A 19,033-nucleotide genomic window follows, 5' to 3' on the forward strand; every position below is an offset into this window, starting at 1 on the left:
TAGGCGGCAGTTAGCAAAAACCTAACACAACCAGGCCTAGAGACAGGTGGCTATACATGAGTATAAGCGGCAGATGGAGCAGCATGATTCTAGTAGGAATACTGGTGCCCCAAGTTGGCGCTAGGTCTGGTAGTGTATCAGCCAGCTTTTAGCAGGAACTGTGTTTACACTGCCTTTCCTCGAAACACAATACAACTCCTTATCTGATACTTACATAGTATATTCTTAGACTTCAAAATAGCTACTCCTAAAATACAGTAATTGTTGTGCTACATTCAGGCATGCAAAAAACCCTACTCACTATAAAATACATCCTAAAATCTTGCGCAACCCTGCTTCTGCTGAGCAGTGTCCTTAATGTGCACGCCCAACCAACACCAAGCGCTCCAATTCGGGCGGTGAAGTGCGGGCGCCTACTCGACGTGCGTACTGGCCGCGTATCAGCCAACGGCGTGGTACTGGTGCAGGGCACCAAGATTCTGCAGGCCGGCGCTAATGTGACGATTCCGGCTGGAGCTGAAGTCATTGACTTGGGGAATGCGCTGGTATTGCCGGGGCTGATTGACGCCCACACCCACTTACTCCAAAACTACCAACCCGAGCTCGGTGGCGACGACAACAACATGCTCGTGACAGTGACCACCATGAGCACCGCACGCCGGGCCCTACTGGGCGCGGCAATGGGACGCGAGGATCTGGAAGCGGGCATTACTACCGTGCGCGACCTAGGTAACAGCGGCCAGAACGGCGACGTGGCCCTGCGCGACGCCATCAACAAGGGACAAGTAGTAGGGCCACGCATTGTGGCCTCCACCCGTGCCCTATCGGCGGCAGGCGGGCAGTTTGGGGAATTAACGCCCGAAGCGCAAGCCCTGGTGGCGCAAGAGTATGTGGCCATCAGTGGCGTGGAGGAAGCCCGCCGGGCCGTGCGCCAAGCCCTCTACGATGGGGCCGACTGCATCAAGGTCATTGTGAATACCGACCCACGGGTAGTATCCCTGGCCGAGCTCCAGGTTATTGTGGAGGAAGCTCACCGTGTGGGCAAAACGGTAGCGGCCCACGCCATCGGCGACGAAGCTACCCGCATGGCCGCCCAAGCTGGGGTTAATTCCATTGAGCATGCCTATACCATCCCCGACGATGTGCTAAAGATGATGAAGGCTAGGAATATTTTCCTAGTCCCTACCGACTATCCGGCTGAATTCTACCTCGCTGCGTTTCAGGCCCCAGCCAGCGCTACGCCCGAGCAGCGCCAAGGCTATGAAAGAGGCGCGCGGGCGTTTGCCGCCAGCAACAACCAGCGCTTGGCTCGGGCCGTGAAAGCGGGCGTGCGCATCGCGGCCGGCTCCGACGAGTACTACCAACTGCCCGGCAAAACGCGCGGCCAAGCCAGCTTGATGATGTTTCGCGCGTATGCAGCAGCGGGAATGAAGCCACTGGATATCATTCGGGCGGCTACCCTCAATGGGGCCGAGCTGCTAGGCCTAAAGGACAAGATTGGTGCCCTTGAACCTGGCCTAGCCGCCGACCTCATCGCCGTAGACGGCGACCCACTGGCCGACATTACCGCCTTGGAAATAGTGCGCTTCGTGATGAAAGGCGGGCAAGTCATCAAACAAGAACCCGCCGCGAAGTAACCCCCACGATACCCTTTAGCAGGTAACAGACCTTTGATCTGACAGTGCCCACCTAGCTCTCCTCAGTCTAAAGTAGGGAGTACCTAGATGGGCACTGTTCATTTGACCACAGTCCTCGCCTTACTGCATGAAGCGGGCCAGGTAGGGCGCGGTGCGGCTTTCCTTAGACTTGATGATTTGCGCGGGCGTGCCGGCGGCTACTACGCGGCCGCCCTCGTCGCCAGCCCCGGGGCCAATGTCCATCACCCAGTCGCTGTTGGCTACCACGCGCATGTCGTGCTCTACTACGATGACGGTGTTGCCGGCTTCGACCAAGCCATCGAGCTGAACCAGCAACTTTTCTACGTCGGAGGGGTGTAGGCCAGTGGTGGGCTCATCGAGCACGTAAAGGGAGTTGCCGCGCTGGGCTCGTTGCAGCTCGGTGGCTAGCTTTATGCGCTGGGCTTCGCCGCCGGAAAGCTCGGTGGCGGGCTGGCCCAGGCGAAGGTAGCCTAGGCCTACTTCGCGCAGCACGGTGAGGGCGCGCTGCACGGTGGGCTCTTCGTCGAAGAACTCCCAGGCAGCGTCTACGGTCAGGCCCAGCACCTCCGCAATGTTCTTGTCGCGGTAGGTTATATCCAGGGTTTTGGCGTTGTAGCGGGCACCGTGGCACACGGGGCAAGGCGCGTACACGCTGGGCAGAAACAACAGCTCCACCATCACGAAACCCTCGCCCTGGCAGTTTTCGCAGCGGCCTTTGGCCACGTTGAAGGAGAACCGGCCAGCATCGTAGCGGCGCTTGCGGGCGGCGGGCGTGGCCGCGAACAGCTTGCGCACGTGGTCGAAGAGGCCAGTGTACGTAGCCATGTTGGAGCGCGGCGTGCGGCCAATCGGCTTTTGATCCACGCGCACCAGGCGCTTGATGTGCTCTAGGCCACTCACAATTTGCCCGCCCAACTCTAGCGGCGCCGATTGTTCCAGCGGGTCGCCTTCCTCCTGCTCAGGGGCTACTTCCTGGCCCAGGTGCTCAGCTACCAGTTCCACCAGTACCTGACTCACGAGGCTTGATTTGCCGGAGCCCGACACGCCCGTTACGGTGGTGAACACGCCCAGCGGAAAGTCCACGTCTAGCTGCTGCAGATTGTTGCGCGTGACGCCCTGCAGGCGCAGCCAACCGCTGGGTTTGCGCGGGGTGCGGGTTTCTTGCTCCTCTTCCCCATACAAGAAGCGGCGCGTTTGAGAGGCCGGCACGTCGGCTAGGCCACTCGGCGGTCCGCTGTACAGTATTTTCCCGCCTTGCTCTCCGGCCGCTGGCCCCACGTCCACAAGCCAGTCGGCCTGCCGAATCACGTCGAGGTTATGCTCCACCACAAACAAAGAATTACCGGCCTGCTTCAGGCTGGCTAAGGCCGCCAGCAGGGCCTCCGTATCGGAAGGGTGTAGGCCGGCGGAGGGCTCATCCAGCACATACACCACCCCAAACAGGTTGGAGTACAACTGGGTAGCTAACCGCAGCCGCTGCAGCTCCCCCGGCGACAAGGTGGGAGTGCTGCGCTCCAGCGACAAGTAGCCCAGTCCCAAATCCAACAGCACCGACAGGCGGGCGCACAGATCCGCGGCGATGCGTTGGGCTACAATGGCCTGTTCGGGGTGCTCGGCATCGTGCTTTTTGCGGCCGGTGGTGGTGCTGTCGGCGTAAGGTTTCAGCAGGGCGGCCACCCGTTTTAGGGGCAGGCCGGATAGGTCGGCAATGTCGAGGCCGGCAAACTTCACAGCCAGCGACTCGGGCCGGAGGCGCTTGCCGTGGCAGGCGCGGCACTCAGTGCTGAGCATGTACTGCAGGGCCCGCTTTTTCATAAGAGGGCTCTGGGTATTGGCAAAGGTGTGCAGCACGTGGCGCTTGGCGCTCGTGAAGGTGCCCATGTAGTTCGGCGGCTCCTTACGCTTGAGGGCCCGCTGGGTCTCCTCGGGTGAGTAGCCTGGGTATACGGGCACCACGGGCTGCTCCTCGGTGAAGAGGATCCAGTCGCGGTCCTTCTGGGGCAGGTCGCGCCAGGGCCGGTCCACATCGAAGCCCATGGTCACGAGGATGTCTCGCTGGTTTTGGCCACCCCAGGCTTGGGGCCAGGCGGCAATGGCCCGCTCCCGTATCGTTAGGGACGGGTCGGGCACCATGCTCTGCTCCGTTACTTCATAAATGCGCCCTAGGCCGTGGCAGGTGGGGCAGGCGCCTTCGGGCGTGTTGGGCGAGAAGCCTTCAGCATACACAATCGACTGGCCTACGGGGTAGTCACCGGCCCGGGAGTAGAGCATGCGCACCAAGTTAGAAAGCGTGGTGACGCTGCCCACCGAGGAGCGCGTGGTGGGCGTACCGCGCTGTTGCTGCAGGGCCACGGCGGGCGGCAGCCCCTCAATGGAATCTACCTCGGGCACCGCCATCTGGTGAAACAGCCGGCGCGCGTATGGCGACACCGACTCCAGGTAGCGGCGCTGGGCCTCGGCGTAGAGCGTGCCAAAGGCTAAGCTGGATTTGCCCGAGCCAGATACGCCGGTAAATACCACCAGCGCGTCACGCGGAATGTCTACCTCCACGTTTTTGAGGTTGTGCTCGCGGGCTCCGCGCACGTGTACGAAGCCAGTAAAATCAGTGGTAAAGGAGGGGACGGATGATTTCGCCATGTAGGAAGTTTAGGCCAGAAAGCAGTAAACAGAGCAGGTATAGCTCCCATACGTATCTGGCGCGGCCCCATCCAAAACTCACGCAGAAAACCAGCCATAACTCCGTGCTCTACGCTTATTACATGCCTGCTTCGAGCCGACGCTTAGTTGGGTCAAATACGTGGTTTTAACGGCGCATAATAGGTATTAATTCAGAATAGACGGGAGCCAGACAACGTATACATGGGCTTTACAAACTGTCTTCTTTCCACCCAAGTACCCTCCCCTCCTATGCCTGCTCCCACCCTTTCCACCCCCACAACATCAGGTAACCAAGCCTTTTCCTCCAGCTTCGACGTAGCCCGCATCCGGGAAGATTTTCCGGCCCTGCACCAACAGGTAAATGGGCAGCCCCTCATCTACCTAGACAGCGCCGCCTCCTGTCACAAGCCGCATGTGCTGGTGGAGCGCCTGCAGCAGCTGTACCTGGAGCAATACGCCAAGCCGCAGGAAAACCACCCGATGAGCGTGGCTATTACCGAGCAGTTGGAGAATACCCGCCAGCAGGTAGCCGACCTAATTAACTGCTCGAAGGATGAGGTGGTGTTCGTGCGCGGCTGTACCGAAGGCATCAACCTAATTGCCACCTGCCTTGAGCGCGCCATTCTGCAACCCGGCGACGAGGTAATCATCACGATGATGGCCCACCACTCCAACTACCTGCCCTGGGAAATGGCCTGCAACCAAACCAAGGCCAACCTGAAAGTACTGCCCATCACGGCCAGTGGCGAAATCGACCTAAACCAGTTGCAGGATGCCATTACGGATAACACTCGCCTTATTGCCGTTGAGCATTCTTCCCACGTGCTGGGCACCATTAACCCCATCAAGCAAATTGTAGAAATGGCGCATCAGCGAGGCATTCCCGTGCTGGTAGATGGCGCCCAGGCCGCGCCCCACATGCCCGTGGATATGCAGGAGCTAGGCTGCGATTTTTACACCTTCTCGGGCCACAAAATGGGCGGGCCCAGCGGCGTAGGTGTGCTGTATGGCCATAAGCAGTGGCTTGATAAACTTCCTCCCTACCAATTAGGCGAAGAGATGGTGGATAAAGTAAGCATCACTCGCACGCCCTCCACGCGAGAGTCCTCCTTCAAATCAGCCCCGCAACGTTTTGAAGGCGGCACGCAAGCTTTCGTGGAAATTATCGCCTTCAGTTCCGTTATCGACTATCTGCGGAGCATTGGCCGCCAGGAATCTGCCGACTACGAGCAGGCCTTACTGGAGTACGCCCTGGGCAAGATGGAGGCCGTAGACCGGGTCCAGATCATAGGCAGCGCGCCTGAAAAAGAGCCGCTGATTTCGTTTACGCTTGATGGCATTGAGGCGAAGAAAGCCGAAAGCTGGTTCAACGAAAACACCGGCATTGCCCTTCGGGCCGGAGAGCTCAGCGCCCAGCCCCTAATGAAGTCTCTAGGCCTAGAAGGTGTCCTGCGTATCTCGCTGAGCTTCTTCAACACGCCTCAGGAAATTGACCAGTTTATGGCGGCGCTGGATGAGTGCATTCGGGCCAAGGGCTAACGAGGCTATCCGGCGGCAGACCCTAGCCGCACCAAACACCGGAGTTTATGCAGTAGCGTAGGCCACTAGGCTCGGGCCCGTCGGGAAAACGTAGCCTAGGTGGCTGCTACACACGTTGCACAGGGCCTTGATGGGCTGCAGGTGGTGGCTGTCATCGAAGGCATACCGGATGACGCTCTTGGTGCGCGGCTGCGTGAAGCTAGGCTACTCTGAACAGGCCGTATTAGGCCCAACCCTTCTGCGCATACAAGCTAACTGGCCTAGGAGGAGCCGCTGGCCTGGGAGTAAGAGCATGCACACTAGGTTACAAAATGTGGTGACGCTACCCATTGAAGAGTGCGTGGTGGCCGTACCGCACTGCTGCAGAGCCATGGCCCGGGTAGCCCCTAAATTGAATTGATTTCGAACACCGCCATCTAATAAAGACTTTGGCTCCTTGGACGAATCAGTTTTCAGGAAGCAAATATTTTTAGTTAGTACTACCCATGCTATTGTGTGAGTTGACTCAGGTCTGGTTTCTTTGCACAGTTAAATTTGATACTCCCCTTCACTTAAGGCCAAATCAGGTTCAATAAATCTCGAATTTGGCCGCAATATTCCTAAATCCTTCTCTTTCCTCTTTCTATTGTATTTGACATGATCCAACGTTTACTTGTTTTATTTCTATTATTAGGCTTGTTTTCAGCGTGTGAATCAGAAAAAAAAGAAGACCCTATCCCCGTCATTATCACGGATAGCATTACCCTGAATGAGCTGCAAATGCAAGGGGACAGTGTGGCTAATCTGACTTGGTCGGCACTGAATAATCCGGACTTTGTGGAGTACCGCGTAATTCGGAAGGAAGACCCCACCGAGCCGACCTCCGAGGCCGGTACTTCTCACATCAAGGCGCAGTTTATTGGCCGCCACCGCGACTGGAATGTGCCGTACACTGGCTACGTGCAGTACCAAGTACTTGGGGTGCTCTCGTCGGGCCGAATCATTGAAAGTAATGTGGTGACCTACCGGCGGCCGGGAGTACAGAGCCTGAATGCATATATAACCGACGTGCAGTTTGATAGCCAAAACCGAGACCTATACTTCTTCGGCAAGCAAGGCGACATCCGGAAGTTTAGCCTGAGTAGCGGCAAGGTTACCCAATCGGTGCAAATAGGCCAGAACATTGGGTTTTGCAGCTTTGGCACGTACCAAGGGCGGCAGGAGTTGTACGTGCCCTGCGCCGACGGTCAGATTCTTATCTACGATGCCGCTACCTTAACCAAACTCGATGAGCTGACCACCAACATGGGTCCGCTTACCGATGTGCTAGCCAGCAATAACCAGCTGTTTGTGTCCAGCACGTACTACGCGGGCAGCGCCTTGCAAACCTTCAGCCGGGCCACCAAAGCCCGGATTTCCTTTGCGGGTTCGTTGGCGTGGAGCAACATGCGGCTAAAGAAAGTACCGGGCACAACTACGGAGTTTATTGGTGTGAGCCTTAGCATTTCTCCCGTCGATCAGGACTACTATCGTTTCTCGGCGGCGGGCTTCTACCAGTCTTTCTATGACGATAGGTACCACGGCGACTATCCCCTGGATGCGTTGCTGTTCGAGTTTTCTCCCACGGGGGAACAGTATGCCACTGGCTCGGAGGGCGCCCTCTACCGCCGCGACATGACCCACTTAACAAATCTACCCCGTAGCGGCAACTACACCTTTACCTGCTACGGCTTCGACCCGGCCGCTCAAATGCTGTACGCCGGCACCTCAGCCAAAACCATTGAGGCCATATCCTTGAACGGCTACCGCCGCGTGAAATCGCAGAAGACGCGCCTCTACCCCGTAAAGCTGTTTCAGGATGGCAACAATGGCTTTATCAGCGTAAGCTCCACCTACCGCCCCGACAACTATTACTACGGCGGCACTGCGTCTCTGGCCAAAATTGCCGTGGAGCGCTTCAACTAGGGATTATCGGAAGCAATGTTGGCTTGCGCTAGCCCCTACGCCTGTGGTTCACTTCCTACTCCGTCAGCTGCTCCTAGCTGTACCAAACACTCTGAGTTAATGCAGTAGCGTAGGCCACTCGGTTCGGGCCCGTCGGGGAAGACGTGGCCTAGGTGGCTGCCGCAGACGTTGCATTGGGCCTCAACGCGCTGCAGGTGGTAGCTGTCGTCGAAGCCATACCTGATGGCGTTTTTGGTGAGCGGCTGCGTGAAACTAGGCCACCCCGAGATGGCGTGGTACTTCGTAGTGGAATCAAAAAGCTGGCTCCCGCACCCTACGCAGGCGTACACACCGGGCTCGTAGGAGCGACAGTAAGCATTGCGGTACGGCGGCTCCGTTTCCTTTTGGCGCATGATGCGGAACTGAGCCGGAGTCAGCTGCGCCGCCCATGCTTCCTCTGATTGTATCAGGTGGCGCGGTGGCTCGGGGTTGCTGTACTTGGCAAACTTGAGGATATCACTCCAGCGTAGCATAGGGTTACGATGAAACTAGTAACTTTTGGAGTCAACAGACTACTTTCGTTCTTCTCTTTTTGCAGTGCATGGAGCCCCTCTACGATACTCCTCCCCTCTCCATCTCCTACGACCCCGTACACGACTGGCTGTACGTGGAGTGGAAAGGCGTGCATGATGCGGCCTCGGCTAAAACAGGCGGAGAACTAGTGCTGTCTTACCTTGACGCGCGGCCCTGCTGCAAGATGCTCAACGACAACAGCCAAGTAACCAGCGACTGGGAAGAAGGCGCCCGTTGGGTAGGCGACCAGTACTATACCATGCTGGCCAACCGCGGCATCCGCTTTGTAGCCTGGGTTTGCCCACCTCACTGGTCAGCCCGACGATCCATGGAAACGGCCATGCAGTTCGTGACCAAACCCACCGTTATCCTGTTCGATGACCTGGCTACCGCCTACGCTTGGCTACAGCGCCAGTTGTAAGTAACAAAGCGCTGCCTACAACTGGCTTATGCTTGGGTTAAGCATTTTGTAGCACTCCCGCCAAGGTCTGCTGAATTTCTGCGAACAGCGGACGGGCCTCTACCTGTGGCTGCACGCAGCGCTGCTGCAAGTTGCGCAGGGTCTGGAACGCCGCCGTATCGGGAGCAGCCGGGCAATACGCCAGCAACTCCTCCAGCAGACAGCCAAACGCCCGCACTTCCAGGCGCTGCAGAGCGTAGGCCACTTTCGGCTCATTTACATCGAAAAAGCAGGCCGCGCCAAAGTCGCCGAGCAGGCTCTCGCCGGCGGTAGTGTTGAGGATATTGTGAGCGTATAAGTCGCCGTGCATAATGCCACGGGTATGCAGGTGCTGAGCCGCGGCGGCAATGCCCGTGGCAATGCGCAGGGCCGCTTCTGGCGTAAACGTGGTGCCGCGCGCGTACACATCACGCGTGCAGGAGGCCAAGCTGGGTGGCCCGGCCAGGTTACCAAACGCGGGGTCAATGAGCTCCAGCACCAGCCCTTCGGTGTGGGTTGGGTGCTGGGTAATCTTGCCCTCCACGGCAATCAGGTTGGGGTGCGTGCCGGCGCTGATGCACGCGGCCATTTCACTGTGCGGCAGGCCGTCGCTGGTCACGGCTCCCTTAAACAGCTTCACTGCCACGTCTTGCACCGCATTATGCTGTTGCCAGCGGGCTTTATAGATTACTCCGGAAGCACCTTCGCCCAGTTGCTGCTGAATTTCCAGCTCTTGCCACTTGATGAGGCTAATAGGATACTGGCCCACAATGGCCGTTTCTAGGGTGTCGCAGAAGGGGTTGCCGGCGTAGGCCAGCCACGAGAGCCGGGGCAGTGTGAGCAGCCAGGCAGGCAACTCGGCAAATTCATTGTCGGCAATGCGCAGCAGCTCCAGCCGCGTGCAGGCCTGCATAGTTTCGGGCAGGTGTGTGAGATGATTGCCGGCCAGCATCAGCTTCTGCAGGTGAGTGCACTGGCCTAGCTCAGGGGGCAGGGTGCGCAGCTCATTATCGGTGAGGATAAGCCAGCGCAGGCCGGGCGTTAGGGCCGCGGCGGGGAGGGTATGAATCTGATTGGCCTTGAATCCTACCATGCTTAGCTGGGGGCACTGGCCTAGTACCGCGGGCACCTCGGTAAACTGGTTATCGGAGCAGAACAGGATGCGCAGCTTATGCAGTCGCCCTAAGTCGGCGGGCAGCGAGGACAAGGCATTCCCCGAGAGATTGAGGATTTCCAGAGAGTCGGCGAGGTCGAAGATTTCCTCGGGGAATTCCGTTAGTCCGCACGAAAGATCCAGCCGCTGGATGCCGGCCAGCTCCCCGGCCCGTAGTTGTTCAAGGGTATGCATGAGGCAAAGGTCGCGAAACAAACGTGCTTACGCCTAACTTGCTGCGTCGCCAGCTCAGCCCCATGCCTAGAAAACCGGAACTCCCACCGCTCCCGGAGGATGCTCCCTCCACCCACCAACACGTCTTCGAGTCGGTGGCGTTGGCTGACTTAACGAGGTTTGAGATTGAGAACCTGTGCCCCACCCTGCCCCTACTAGATACGCGGCTGCTGGCAGCAGTACACCCCACTGCCTTGGCGGTGAACCTTGGCACATTTAGTGGCCTAGGGCCCGCTATGGGCACTGGGCCGGCGCCCACCGTAACGGTGGAGCAACTCCCGAGTGGCCTAGCGGTATCCTGCACCTGCCCTACCCCAAAAGCCGCGCTGTGTGAGCACCAAGGGCTAGTACTTTTGAGCCTGCTGCAGCGCAAAGAGCTGCGCCTATTCTTCGACCCCAAACCGCGCCAGGAGCTACTGCGCGCCGCCGCCCGCGACTATGGCCTGGAGCAGGCTCCCAACCTCGACGTTTATTTCCAGCTGATCTATACCCGGCAGGGCGTAGAGGTGGAGCCCCGGCAGCCCGAGCTTTACCCCGTTACGGCCACCACCAAGCAGGAGCTGATGAGCCAGCTCCTGCCGCCCAAGCGCGTGCCTATCCCGACTCCTGACACCTCCCACCGGCTGGTGGTGTTTAGTCGGCACAAGTACTACGGCCACCTAACCATTCAGCTAGCCGAAGCGGCCCTGACCGCCGCCGGCAAAGTCAAGAACCCCGTTACGGTACTGAACCCGCTGGATAGCATCTGGCAGACGGAGGATGCGCAGGAGCTGAAGTTCTACACTGGCCTAGGCCGCTTCCAGAACAACTACGACGATACCCGTTCCGCGGCGGCCATTGCGGCGCTGCGGGCCATCCTGCACAACCCGGCGGGCCTCCCCTTCTTCGCCCATAACCCCACGGTGTCCGACAAGCTCACTGGGCCTTCCCTGGTGCCCCTGCTGCTGCGCACCGCCCGCACTGATCTGCGCCTGACGGTGGAGGAAAAAGGGGAGTTTTTCGAGGTATCGGGGCGTCTGATGCTTCACGATCAGCCGGTAGATCTGCAGACGGTGACGGTAGCCTTCGAGTACTTCATTGCGGTTGATAAAGCCTTGTACTTGGTGGAAGACCTGGAAGTATGGCGGGTGATTGAGTTCTTCAAAAAGCGCAACAACACCCTGCTCATTCACCAGTCCAAATTCGCCGAGTTCCAGCAGGATGTGTTGGCTAACCTAGAAGACAAGCTCCACATTGTCTATACCTACATGCGCCCCGCCACCAAGCGCCAGCGCGCCGCCAGCGGTTTTGATGAGGAGCCCCAGAAGCTGCTGTACCTCTCCGACGCCGGCCCCCACGTGGAGGTGCTGCCCGTCATGCGCTACGGTTCGAAAGAGGTGTCGGTGCTCTCGCGGCGGCAGTTGTACGCGCTGGATGAGGCAGGCCAACCATTTGTGGTGGAGCGAGATGTGACGGCCGAAACTCGCTTTATCGGGGCCCTGGTTAGGCAGCATCCGCCGTTTGAGGAGCAGTTGCAGCAGGAGTCGTTTTACGTTTCCAAGGCGCTGTTTCTGCGGGAAGAGTGGTTTCCGATGGCGTTTGAGGAGTGGCAGAGCCAGCAGATTACTATTCTAGGCTTCAATCAACTCAAAGGCAACACGCTCAACCCTCACCGGGCCAAGATTTCAGTGCATGTAACAGCCGAAACCAACTGGTTCGATACGGAGCTGAAAGTGAAGTTTGGGCAGCAGCACGCCACGCTGCGCCACCTTTACCAGGCCGTGCGCAACCGCAGCCACTACGTGCGCCTTGATGATGGCACCCGTGGCCTGCTACCCCTGGAATGGGTGGAGAAGTTTGCGCGCTACTTCGCGGCGGGCGAGGTGGTAGATGAGCGAATCCGGACTCCGCACGCCAACTTCTCGGCCATTGAGGAACTCTACGACCCAGCAGAGCTTACCGCCGAAGCCCAAGCCCAGCTAGCTACTTTTCAGGCGGCGGCCGCCAACTTCACGGGCATTGCCCCCGTGCCGGTACCCCCAGAGCTGCAGGCTACGCTGCTCGAGTACCAGCGCCAAGGCCTAAACTGGCTCAACTTCCTCGACAGCTTCCATTTTGGAGGCTGCCTGGCCGATGATATGGGCCTGGGTAAAACTATTCAGGTGCTGGCCTTTCTGCTGCACCAGCGCACCCTGGGCCGCCCGGGCGCCAACCTGGTAGTGGTGCCTACTTCCCTGGTTTTCAACTGGCAGGCCGAGGCTGCTCGGTTTGCCCCTAGCTTGCGCGTGCACACGTTCTACGGTACCGGCCGCCCCCGCGAGCCGCTGAATTTCGATGGCTACGATATCGTCCTGACAACCTATAACACGCTGGTGTCAGACATCAAGGCCCTGAAAGGTTACCGCTTCAACTACGCTTTTCTGGACGAGGCGCAGGCCATTAAAAATCCAGAGTCGCAGCGCTACAAGGCGGCTTGCCTGCTGCAGGCCCGCAACCGGGTGGTACTCACGGGCACACCCGTGGAGAACAACACCTTTGACCTGTACGGCCTGCTCTCGTTTGCCTGCCCCGGCCTGCTGGGCAGCAAGCAGCAGTTTACCGGCCACTTTGCCACACCCATTGATAAGTTTAAAGAGAGCAAACGCGCCCGGGAGCTGCAGCGCAAAATTAACCCGTTTGTGCTGCGCCGTACCAAAGCCCAGGTAGCCGCTGAGCTGCCCGATAAAACGGAGATGGTGCTCTACTGTGAGATGGGCCCGGAGCAGCGCCGCGTGTACGAGGCCTGTAAAGACGACTACCGTGCCCTGCTCCTCGGCCAGCACCCCGACACGCCCCGCGTGCACAGCCTGCACGTGCTGCAAGGCCTCACCAAGCTGCGCCAGATCTGCGACTCGCCCGCCCTGCTCCGCAATGAGGAAGACTACGGGCAGGACTCGGCCAAGCTGGAGGTGCTTATGGATGAAATCCGCAGCAAGGCCCCGCAGCACAAGATTCTCATCTTCTCGCAGTTCGTTTCCATGCTCAACCTGATCAGGCGAGAACTGCAGGCCGATGAGATGCCCTTCGCCTACCTCACCGGCCAAACCAAAGACCGCGCTTCGGCCGTGGCGCGGTTTCAGGAAGATAACTCGGTGCGCGTATTCCTGATTTCGCTGAAGGCGGGCGGTGTAGGCCTCAACCTCACCGCCGCCGACTATGTGTACCTAGTAGACCCGTGGTGGAATCCCGCCGTGGAAAACCAGGCCATCGACCGCAGCCACCGCCTGGGCCAGGACAAGAAAGTAGTAGCCGTGCGCCTCGTCTGCCCCGATACTATCGAGGAGAAGATTATGAAGCTCCAGGAAACCAAGCGAGAACTGGCCTACGATCTTATCAAGACAGATGCCGCGCTACTAAAAGCCCTCACGCAACAGGAGCTGCTGGACTTGTTCAGCTAATTGCTTCTAAGAGTATTCTCCCATATTAAACATCCTCCTGACGCAGGAAGGATCTTCTCACATCAGCACGAGGCGCTAGGCCACTCGTTGCTAAGTGAAAAGATCCTTCCTGCGTCAGGAGGACATTCAGCCTAGATTTCTCCACCTCAAGGAGCCTTACGAGCTGCATGAGAGCGTAGCGCTGCCGGGCTTTTCGCGGGCCCAGTCTGGGCGCTTGGCGGCTAGCTCATCGTGCTCCGGCTGCTCGTCGAAGGGGGTTTTGAGCACTTGCATCAGTCGGTTCAGCAGCGACAGGTCGCCGGTTTCGGCGGCCTCAATGGCTTGCTGGGCTAAGTAGTTGCGCAGCACGTACTTTGGGTTAGCACGTAGCATACTCTCCCGAATAGCTTCTGGGCTGGCACTTTCCTGGCGCAGGCGCTGTAGGTAGCGTTTCAGCCACTGCACAAGCTCTGCCTCTTCAGCTGGCGCCATAGAGTACGCGGCCAGCTGCAGAAAATCCCGCAGCTTGGCTTCTTCATTTTCTGGGTTGGCAAGTAACTCCGGGCCGGTGTGCGAGAGGCGGCGGAAGAAGATAGTCATGTCGATTTCGGACTCAGCCAGCGCCGGTTCCAGAGCTTCGATAAGCGCTTTGTCTTCCTCCGGGTTCTGTGCGGTTAAGCCCAGCTTAGCCAGCATCATGCTGTGACGCATGCCCTCTAGCGTGTTGATATACACATCAAGCGCCGGGTTGAGCAACTGTACGTCTTCCACTAATGGGGAAATTGCCTGGCCTAGCTGCATGAGGTTCCACATAGCTACCCGCGGCTGCTGCCCAAAGGCATAGCGCCGCCCACCAAAGTCGGTGGTGTTGGGCGTCCAGTCGAGGTCGTAGGGCTCCAGCCAGCCATACGGGCCATAGTCAATGGTCAGGCCTAGAATCGACATGTTATCGGTATTCATCACGCCATGCACGAAGCCCACCGACTGCCAGTGCGCTATCATCACGGCCGTGCGGCGGCAGATTTCCTCAAACCAGCGCACGTACACGGCCGGCGAAGGCTCCCCTAGCTCAGGATATTGGTGTCGAATTACATAATCGGCTAGCTGGCGCAGGTTGTCCATCTCGCCGGTAGCCAGCAGAATCTGGAAGTTGCCGAACCGCACGAACGTAGGTGCTACCCGTGCTACAATAGCACCCGGCTCAGGCCGGGCATTGCCATTATAGAACATGTCGCGCACTACCTCGTCGCCGGTGGCCACCAGGCTCAGGGCGCGGGTGGTGGGCACGCTCAAGTGGTACATGGCCTCGCTGCACAAAAACTCCCGGATGGAAGAACGCAGTACCGCCCGCCCGTCGGCGCGGCGTGAGTATGGTGTGGGGCCTGCCCCCTTGAGTTGAACTTCCCAGATGCTGCCATCGGTAGCCGTAAGCTCGCCCAATGACATGGCTCGGCCGTCACCCAATTGCCCGGCCCAATTTCCGAACTGGTGCCCCCCGTAACGGGCCGCAAAGGGCTTCATGCTTTCAGCTAGCCGGTTGCCAGCCAGCATCTCAACGGCAGGTCCGCGCTCCGGCGGCTGCACAAGTCCCAGATACTGGCCTAGCTCTTCTGACCAGGCCAGCAGACGAGGATCTTTTACCGCGGTAGGCGTAACCCGCGAGTAATGATAGCCCGGCACCTGACGCGGGTTCTTATTCATGGAAGCTTCGCCCTTCAGCTCCTCCACGAAAGAGTTTTGGAAAACAGCTTCTTCCAGGGCCTGAGCCTGGGTTTCAGTTTGTATCGACATACGAAAAAGTTATTGTTCAGGAGCGCCGCCTGCTCGGCCGCCAGGGCATCTTAACAGCTGTTCTAGGCCACTGTTTTACCCTTAACTGTCACTGTTAGCTGCACCCATATCTGTGTACGGCGCGAATCCCTGCGGGATGTACTGATTTACCCAGGCTTTGTGGATAACTACCACATCCAATCAAGTGCGTCGAGCAGGTGGACTACCGCTAAAAAAGATGAGGCAGTCTTCTCGTAGCGCGTGGCAAAGCTGCGCTGCGGCAGCGGCGCAAGCCTCCCTCCCCGGCCTTTGAAGGCTACCGCCCGAACAAGTAGCCGTGGCCGCGAGTTACTGAGCGCAGCTCTGAATCTTACAAGCTGCTTAGCGCCATGACAACTACCGCCCTCACTGCCCTCTATCAGGAGTTGGTGCCCTGCACCGGCCTCGAGTTGAGCGAACTGCTGCCCGGCGGCATTCAGCGCGAGGTCGGCCACTTCAATGTGTTTGCTATGGCCGACCTGTGGGAAACCACCCAGTTGCGCGCCGGCACGGCCTACCCCTGCCGCTCCTTCTACAAAATCAGCTTGATGCGCAGTCGCAGCCGCGCTGAATATGCCGAACAAGCTATTGGCATTGAGCCGGATACAATGGTATTTTCGACACCTAAGGTTGCTTTTCAATGGCGGCCCACCGAAGCGCAGCAGGGGCACTTCTGCCTCTTTTCGCCCGAGTTCCTGCTGCCAGTGCTCGGGGGACTTACTCCTGACGAGTTGCCCCTGTTCCGCGCCGAGGGGTACCTAGTGTTTCGACTGGCCCCGGCCGAAACGGCGCGGGCCGCTGCCCTGTTCGCTCAGATGCACGAGGAGGTAGCTTCCGACTACGCCCACAAGTACGACTTGCTGCGAGCCTACGTGCTGGAGCTGCTGCACCTGGGCCAGAAACAGCAGGTTACCACGGCGCTGCACCCCGCCCACTCGGCGGCGGCTCGGCTGACCTCTCGCTTCGTGGAGCTGCTGGAGCGGCAGTTTCCCATCGGCTCGCCCCAGCAAAAGCTTCGGCTGCGCACCGCCAAGGATTTTGCCAACCACTTGGCGGTGCACGTCAACCACCTCAATAAGGTGCTCAAAGACAGCACCGGCCGCACCACCACCGACCTCATCGGCGGGCGGCTGGCGCAGGAAGCCAAGGCCCTGCTGCAACAAACGGACTGGACGCTCTGGGAAATTGCCGACAGCCTGGGCTTTGTTGATGTGGCGCACTTCTCGCACTTCTTCCGCCGCTACGCCGCCGTGAGCCCCGGCGCATTTCGCACGCTCGAAGTCGTGTCGATTTGATTTATACAACAAGCTGATTGGCGGCTACAACACTGCTGGACGCGGGCCAGAGGACCTTTGTCGTGTTCAACTAACACTGCAAAACGCACTCCTCATGAGTACTTCCAAAATTGCTCTGCTCACCGGCGGCAGCCGGGGCTTGGGCAAAGACATGGCTCTGAAACTGGCTCAGCAGGGCATCGACGTCATTCTCACCTACCGCAGCCAGCAGGCCGAAGCTGCCGCCGTCGTGGCGGCCATCGAGGCCCTGGGCCGCCGCGCCGTGGCCCTACCCCTGAATGCGGCCGACCTTAGCACGTTCGACGTTTTCTATGCGCAAGTCACCACCATGCTGGCTAATACCTTCGGCACCGACCGGTTCGACTTTCTCATCAACAACGCTGGCACTAGTTTAAGCGCGCCCATCGCCGAAACGACGGAGGCGCAGTTTGATGAAATGCTGAACGTGCACTTCAAGGGCGTGTATTTTCTCACGCAGAAGGCTTTGCCCTTCTTGCGCGATGGCGGCCGCATCGTCAATATTTCTACGGTGTCGGCGCGCAGTTCCTTCGCGGGTTTTTCGGCCTACGGCAGCATGAAGGGGGCCGTTGAGGTCTTCACCCGCTACCTAGCATTGGAGCTGGGACCCCGCAACATTGCGGCCAACGTGTTGGCACCGGGCGCGGTATTTGGCGGCGGGGCCATGCCCGATTCGCCCGAAATGCGCGCCTGGGTGGCCCAAATAACGGCCCTGGGCCGCACGGCCGAGCCCGACGACATTGGCGGCATCGTCGCTTTCCTCTGCACCGATGCCGCCCGCTGGCTCAACGGCCAGCGCCTGGAAGCCACGGGCGGCGTGATGCTATAGCGCTACTTAACAGCTTAGTAGCAATTAAACGCAGCAACAGACAGGTGCTAATTTAGTGCCTGCCTGTTTCTGCGTTTAATTGCTACGTCGGTGCAACAATTCCTTTACCCACTTAGCGGCTAAGGCAGCTGTTAGCAAGAAAATTCTGGTCCTGCACGGCCTGAAAGCGGGCTTCCCCTACGCCCGCTGGTGCCCAGCGGCGGGAATGCCGCGCCACCGGGTTCCAGGGGTCGAACCGCTCGGGCAAGTCGCGCCAGTCGCGGCCTGTACGCACGCGGTAAAGCACGGCATTAACGAACAAGCGGTTGTCGCGTCCTGGGTACAGGCGGCCTACCGTGTGCGGTTCGACCACTTGCACTTCCCATTCTGTTACTTCGTGACGACGCAGGAGGCACAACTACCTCTCGTGCTGTCCACACACTCTAGTTCAGTTGTGCGCAGGGCTAATTTTCTTCCTGCTCCCCAGCCACAACAACCCATCTACAATGAACTGGTTCTGGAGTTTGTTCTGGAAAGTAAACGACAGCTCCTTGTTGGTACCGTGCTCGTAGTCGATGTCGTTGTGCCCCATATTTACATAGATCATCCGGAAGTTCTTATTCGTCCAGACTACGGGGTAATAGCCGCTGTGCCAGATTTCGTGGGGCTTGGGGCCGGTACCAAGCGGAAAGCTCCGCGGGTCAATGGCGAGTAGAATGTCAATAGCAGGATTTGTCCGCAAGTCGTTGCTCCACTTATACCACTCATTAGGCGCTGAAGTGAAGGTTGGGGGCAGATGCCGGGTAGCAGGGTGCCGCCGGTCCTCTACCCGCAGCACGGCCGCCGTAGGCCGCCAAGTGTTTCCCACGTAAGAGCCGGACCCGAGGAAGGTATTGTGATACCAGTCCCAATTCTGCGGATAACTGGAAGGCGTGAGAGCAAACCCGGCGAAGTGAAACCCCATCCAGGCGCCGCCATGCTCCATGTACTGCTGAAAAGCCGCCCGTTGGGCCGGATCATCGGGGCGCGTGTCCAGGAAAAGCACCACCTGGTAGTTGGCTAGAAAAGCCGCATTCAGGTTGCTCCAGTTAGAGGTAGTGTCGTAGGCGAAGTGATGCTGTTTGGCTACCGTTGGAAACCAAGCGTTAGCCTCGTGCACATAACTGATGTGCGCCTGGTCGTTTTTGGCCGTGTAGAAGGCAATAACCCGGAAGGCTGGCTTCTTTTGCGCAAGCCCGCCCGTAACGGTGCCGAGCATTAGAAGAAGTATAGCTAGGATGAATCTACCACAAGATGCTTTCATACTGCTGGGTTAGAAGAAACGACTCCGGATATCTACATGCGCTGATTAGCGGCCAAGCTACAGAACCGGTTTCTATTCACCCGTAGAATTGCTACTGATTCACTCCTCGCACACTGGCCTAGCCAAGTGTGAGTCAAGGTGTGCACCGCAGACTCAGCCGAAAATAGAGCGGCAGGCGTTGAGCTCAACTATAACCCCGGCCCGAAAAACCGCGCTACACACAGCACC

The 19,033-nt window shown here is 58.6% G+C and carries 14 protein-coding genes; 7 read left to right on the forward strand and 7 right to left on the reverse strand.

What is annotated here, in order from left to right; genetic code table 11:
* Positions 1-281: 281 nt before the first annotated feature.
* Positions 282-1,637, forward strand: a complete 1,356-nt coding sequence (locus EU557_RS15645) for an amidohydrolase family protein (protein WP_135531397.1) — start codon at positions 282-284, stop codon at positions 1,635-1,637.
* Between the two features lie 120 nt (positions 1,638-1,757).
* Here EU557_RS15645 and uvrA read toward each other — a convergent pair whose 3' ends face one another.
* On the reverse strand, positions 1,758-4,295 hold the full coding sequence (gene uvrA / locus EU557_RS15650; protein ID WP_135531398.1) for an excinuclease ABC subunit UvrA: 2,538 nt from the start codon (positions 4,293-4,295) through the stop codon (positions 1,758-1,760).
* A 270-nt stretch (positions 4,296-4,565) separates the two neighbouring features.
* Between uvrA and EU557_RS15655 the strand changes: the two genes are divergently transcribed.
* Entirely contained in the window at positions 4,566-5,855 is a 1,290-nt protein-coding gene (locus EU557_RS15655; RefSeq protein ID WP_167855233.1) for an aminotransferase class V-fold PLP-dependent enzyme, read from the forward strand.
* 45 nt (positions 5,856-5,900) lie between these two features.
* Here EU557_RS15655 and EU557_RS25955 read toward each other — a convergent pair whose 3' ends face one another.
* On the reverse strand, positions 5,901-6,026 hold the full coding sequence (locus EU557_RS25955; protein WP_342588253.1) for a peptide-methionine (R)-S-oxide reductase: 126 nt from the start codon (positions 6,024-6,026) through the stop codon (positions 5,901-5,903).
* A gap of 465 nt (positions 6,027-6,491) precedes the next feature.
* Between EU557_RS25955 and EU557_RS15665 the strand changes: the two genes are divergently transcribed.
* Positions 6,492-7,799 carry a hypothetical protein gene (locus EU557_RS15665; RefSeq protein ID WP_135531400.1) on the forward strand — a complete coding sequence of 436 codons (1,308 nt, stop codon included), beginning with the start codon at positions 6,492-6,494 and terminating at the stop codon, positions 7,797-7,799.
* A 35-nt stretch (positions 7,800-7,834) separates the two neighbouring features.
* On the opposite strand, the gene msrB is transcribed toward EU557_RS15665, so the two are convergent.
* The gene (gene msrB, locus EU557_RS15670; RefSeq protein ID WP_135531401.1) at positions 7,835-8,311 is read right to left on the reverse strand and encodes a peptide-methionine (R)-S-oxide reductase MsrB; all 477 of its coding nucleotides are present in this window, start codon (positions 8,309-8,311) and stop codon (positions 7,835-7,837) included.
* A gap of 68 nt (positions 8,312-8,379) precedes the next feature.
* On the opposite strand from msrB, the gene EU557_RS15675 reads away from it, so the two are divergent.
* Positions 8,380-8,772 carry a SpoIIAA family protein gene (locus tag EU557_RS15675; protein ID WP_135531402.1) on the forward strand — a complete coding sequence of 131 codons (393 nt, stop codon included), beginning with the start codon at positions 8,380-8,382 and terminating at the stop codon, positions 8,770-8,772.
* 37 nt (positions 8,773-8,809) lie between these two features.
* On the opposite strand, the gene EU557_RS15680 is transcribed toward EU557_RS15675, so the two are convergent.
* Complete coding sequence (locus tag EU557_RS15680) at positions 8,810-10,138, reverse strand: leucine-rich repeat-containing protein kinase family protein (RefSeq protein WP_135531403.1); 1,329 nt, start codon at positions 10,136-10,138, stop codon at positions 8,810-8,812.
* 62 nt (positions 10,139-10,200) lie between these two features.
* Between EU557_RS15680 and EU557_RS15685 the strand changes: the two genes are divergently transcribed.
* Entirely contained in the window at positions 10,201-13,593 is a 3,393-nt protein-coding gene (locus EU557_RS15685; protein WP_135531404.1) for a DEAD/DEAH box helicase, read from the forward strand.
* Between the two features lie 156 nt (positions 13,594-13,749).
* Here the strand turns inward: EU557_RS15685 and EU557_RS15690 are convergent, their stop codons facing one another.
* Positions 13,750-15,363 carry a protein adenylyltransferase SelO gene (locus EU557_RS15690; protein ID WP_135531405.1) on the reverse strand — a complete coding sequence of 538 codons (1,614 nt, stop codon included), beginning with the start codon at positions 15,361-15,363 and terminating at the stop codon, positions 13,750-13,752.
* 368 nt (positions 15,364-15,731) lie between these two features.
* Here EU557_RS15690 and EU557_RS15695 point away from each other — a divergent pair, with 368 nt between their 5' ends.
* Together EU557_RS15695 and EU557_RS15700 are read left to right on the forward strand one after the other, a co-directional pair.
* Positions 15,732-16,676 carry a helix-turn-helix transcriptional regulator gene (locus EU557_RS15695; RefSeq protein ID WP_135531406.1) on the forward strand — a complete coding sequence of 315 codons (945 nt, stop codon included), beginning with the start codon at positions 15,732-15,734 and terminating at the stop codon, positions 16,674-16,676.
* 94 nt (positions 16,677-16,770) lie between these two features.
* A complete protein-coding gene (locus EU557_RS15700; protein ID WP_135531407.1) occupies positions 16,771-17,523 on the forward strand; it encodes an SDR family NAD(P)-dependent oxidoreductase in 753 nt (250 codons plus the stop codon).
* A gap of 112 nt (positions 17,524-17,635) precedes the next feature.
* On the opposite strand, the gene EU557_RS15705 is transcribed toward EU557_RS15700, so the two are convergent.
* A complete protein-coding gene (locus EU557_RS15705; protein WP_167855234.1) occupies positions 17,636-17,881 on the reverse strand; it encodes a transposase in 246 nt (81 codons plus the stop codon).
* A 69-nt stretch (positions 17,882-17,950) separates the two neighbouring features.
* Positions 17,951-18,760, reverse strand: coding sequence for a ThuA domain-containing protein (locus tag EU557_RS15710; protein ID WP_245326291.1), 810 nt, complete (start codon positions 18,758-18,760; stop codon positions 17,951-17,953).
* Positions 18,761-19,033 lie beyond the last annotated feature (273 nt).

The sequence above is a fragment of the Hymenobacter wooponensis genome, assembly GCF_004745865.1.
Taxonomy (GTDB): Bacteria; Bacteroidota; Bacteroidia; order Cytophagales; family Hymenobacteraceae; genus Hymenobacter; species Hymenobacter wooponensis.

Excerpts from the sequence above, each read along its gene's own strand:
- EU557_RS15645 (WP_135531397.1), top strand. The coding sequence starts at position 282 with ATGCAAAAAACCCTACTCACTATAAAATACATCCTAAAATCTTGCGCA.
- uvrA (WP_135531398.1), bottom strand. The coding sequence starts at position 4,295 with ATGGCGAAATCATCCGTCCCCTCCTTTACCACTGATTTTACTGGCTTC.
- EU557_RS15655 (WP_167855233.1), top strand. The coding sequence starts at position 4,566 with ATGCCTGCTCCCACCCTTTCCACCCCCACAACATCAGGTAACCAAGCC.
- EU557_RS15665 (WP_135531400.1), top strand. The coding sequence starts at position 6,492 with ATGATCCAACGTTTACTTGTTTTATTTCTATTATTAGGCTTGTTTTCA.
- msrB (WP_135531401.1), bottom strand. The coding sequence starts at position 8,311 with ATGCTACGCTGGAGTGATATCCTCAAGTTTGCCAAGTACAGCAACCCC.
- EU557_RS15675 (WP_135531402.1), top strand. The coding sequence starts at position 8,380 with ATGGAGCCCCTCTACGATACTCCTCCCCTCTCCATCTCCTACGACCCC.
- EU557_RS15680 (WP_135531403.1), bottom strand. The coding sequence starts at position 10,138 with ATGCATACCCTTGAACAACTACGGGCCGGGGAGCTGGCCGGCATCCAG.
- EU557_RS15685 (WP_135531404.1), top strand. The coding sequence starts at position 10,201 with ATGCCTAGAAAACCGGAACTCCCACCGCTCCCGGAGGATGCTCCCTCC.
- EU557_RS15690 (WP_135531405.1), bottom strand. The coding sequence starts at position 15,363 with ATGTCGATACAAACTGAAACCCAGGCTCAGGCCCTGGAAGAAGCTGTT.
- EU557_RS15695 (WP_135531406.1), top strand. The coding sequence starts at position 15,732 with ATGACAACTACCGCCCTCACTGCCCTCTATCAGGAGTTGGTGCCCTGC.
- EU557_RS15700 (WP_135531407.1), top strand. The coding sequence starts at position 16,771 with ATGAGTACTTCCAAAATTGCTCTGCTCACCGGCGGCAGCCGGGGCTTG.
- EU557_RS15710 (WP_245326291.1), bottom strand. The coding sequence starts at position 18,760 with ATGCTCGGCACCGTTACGGGCGGGCTTGCGCAAAAGAAGCCAGCCTTC.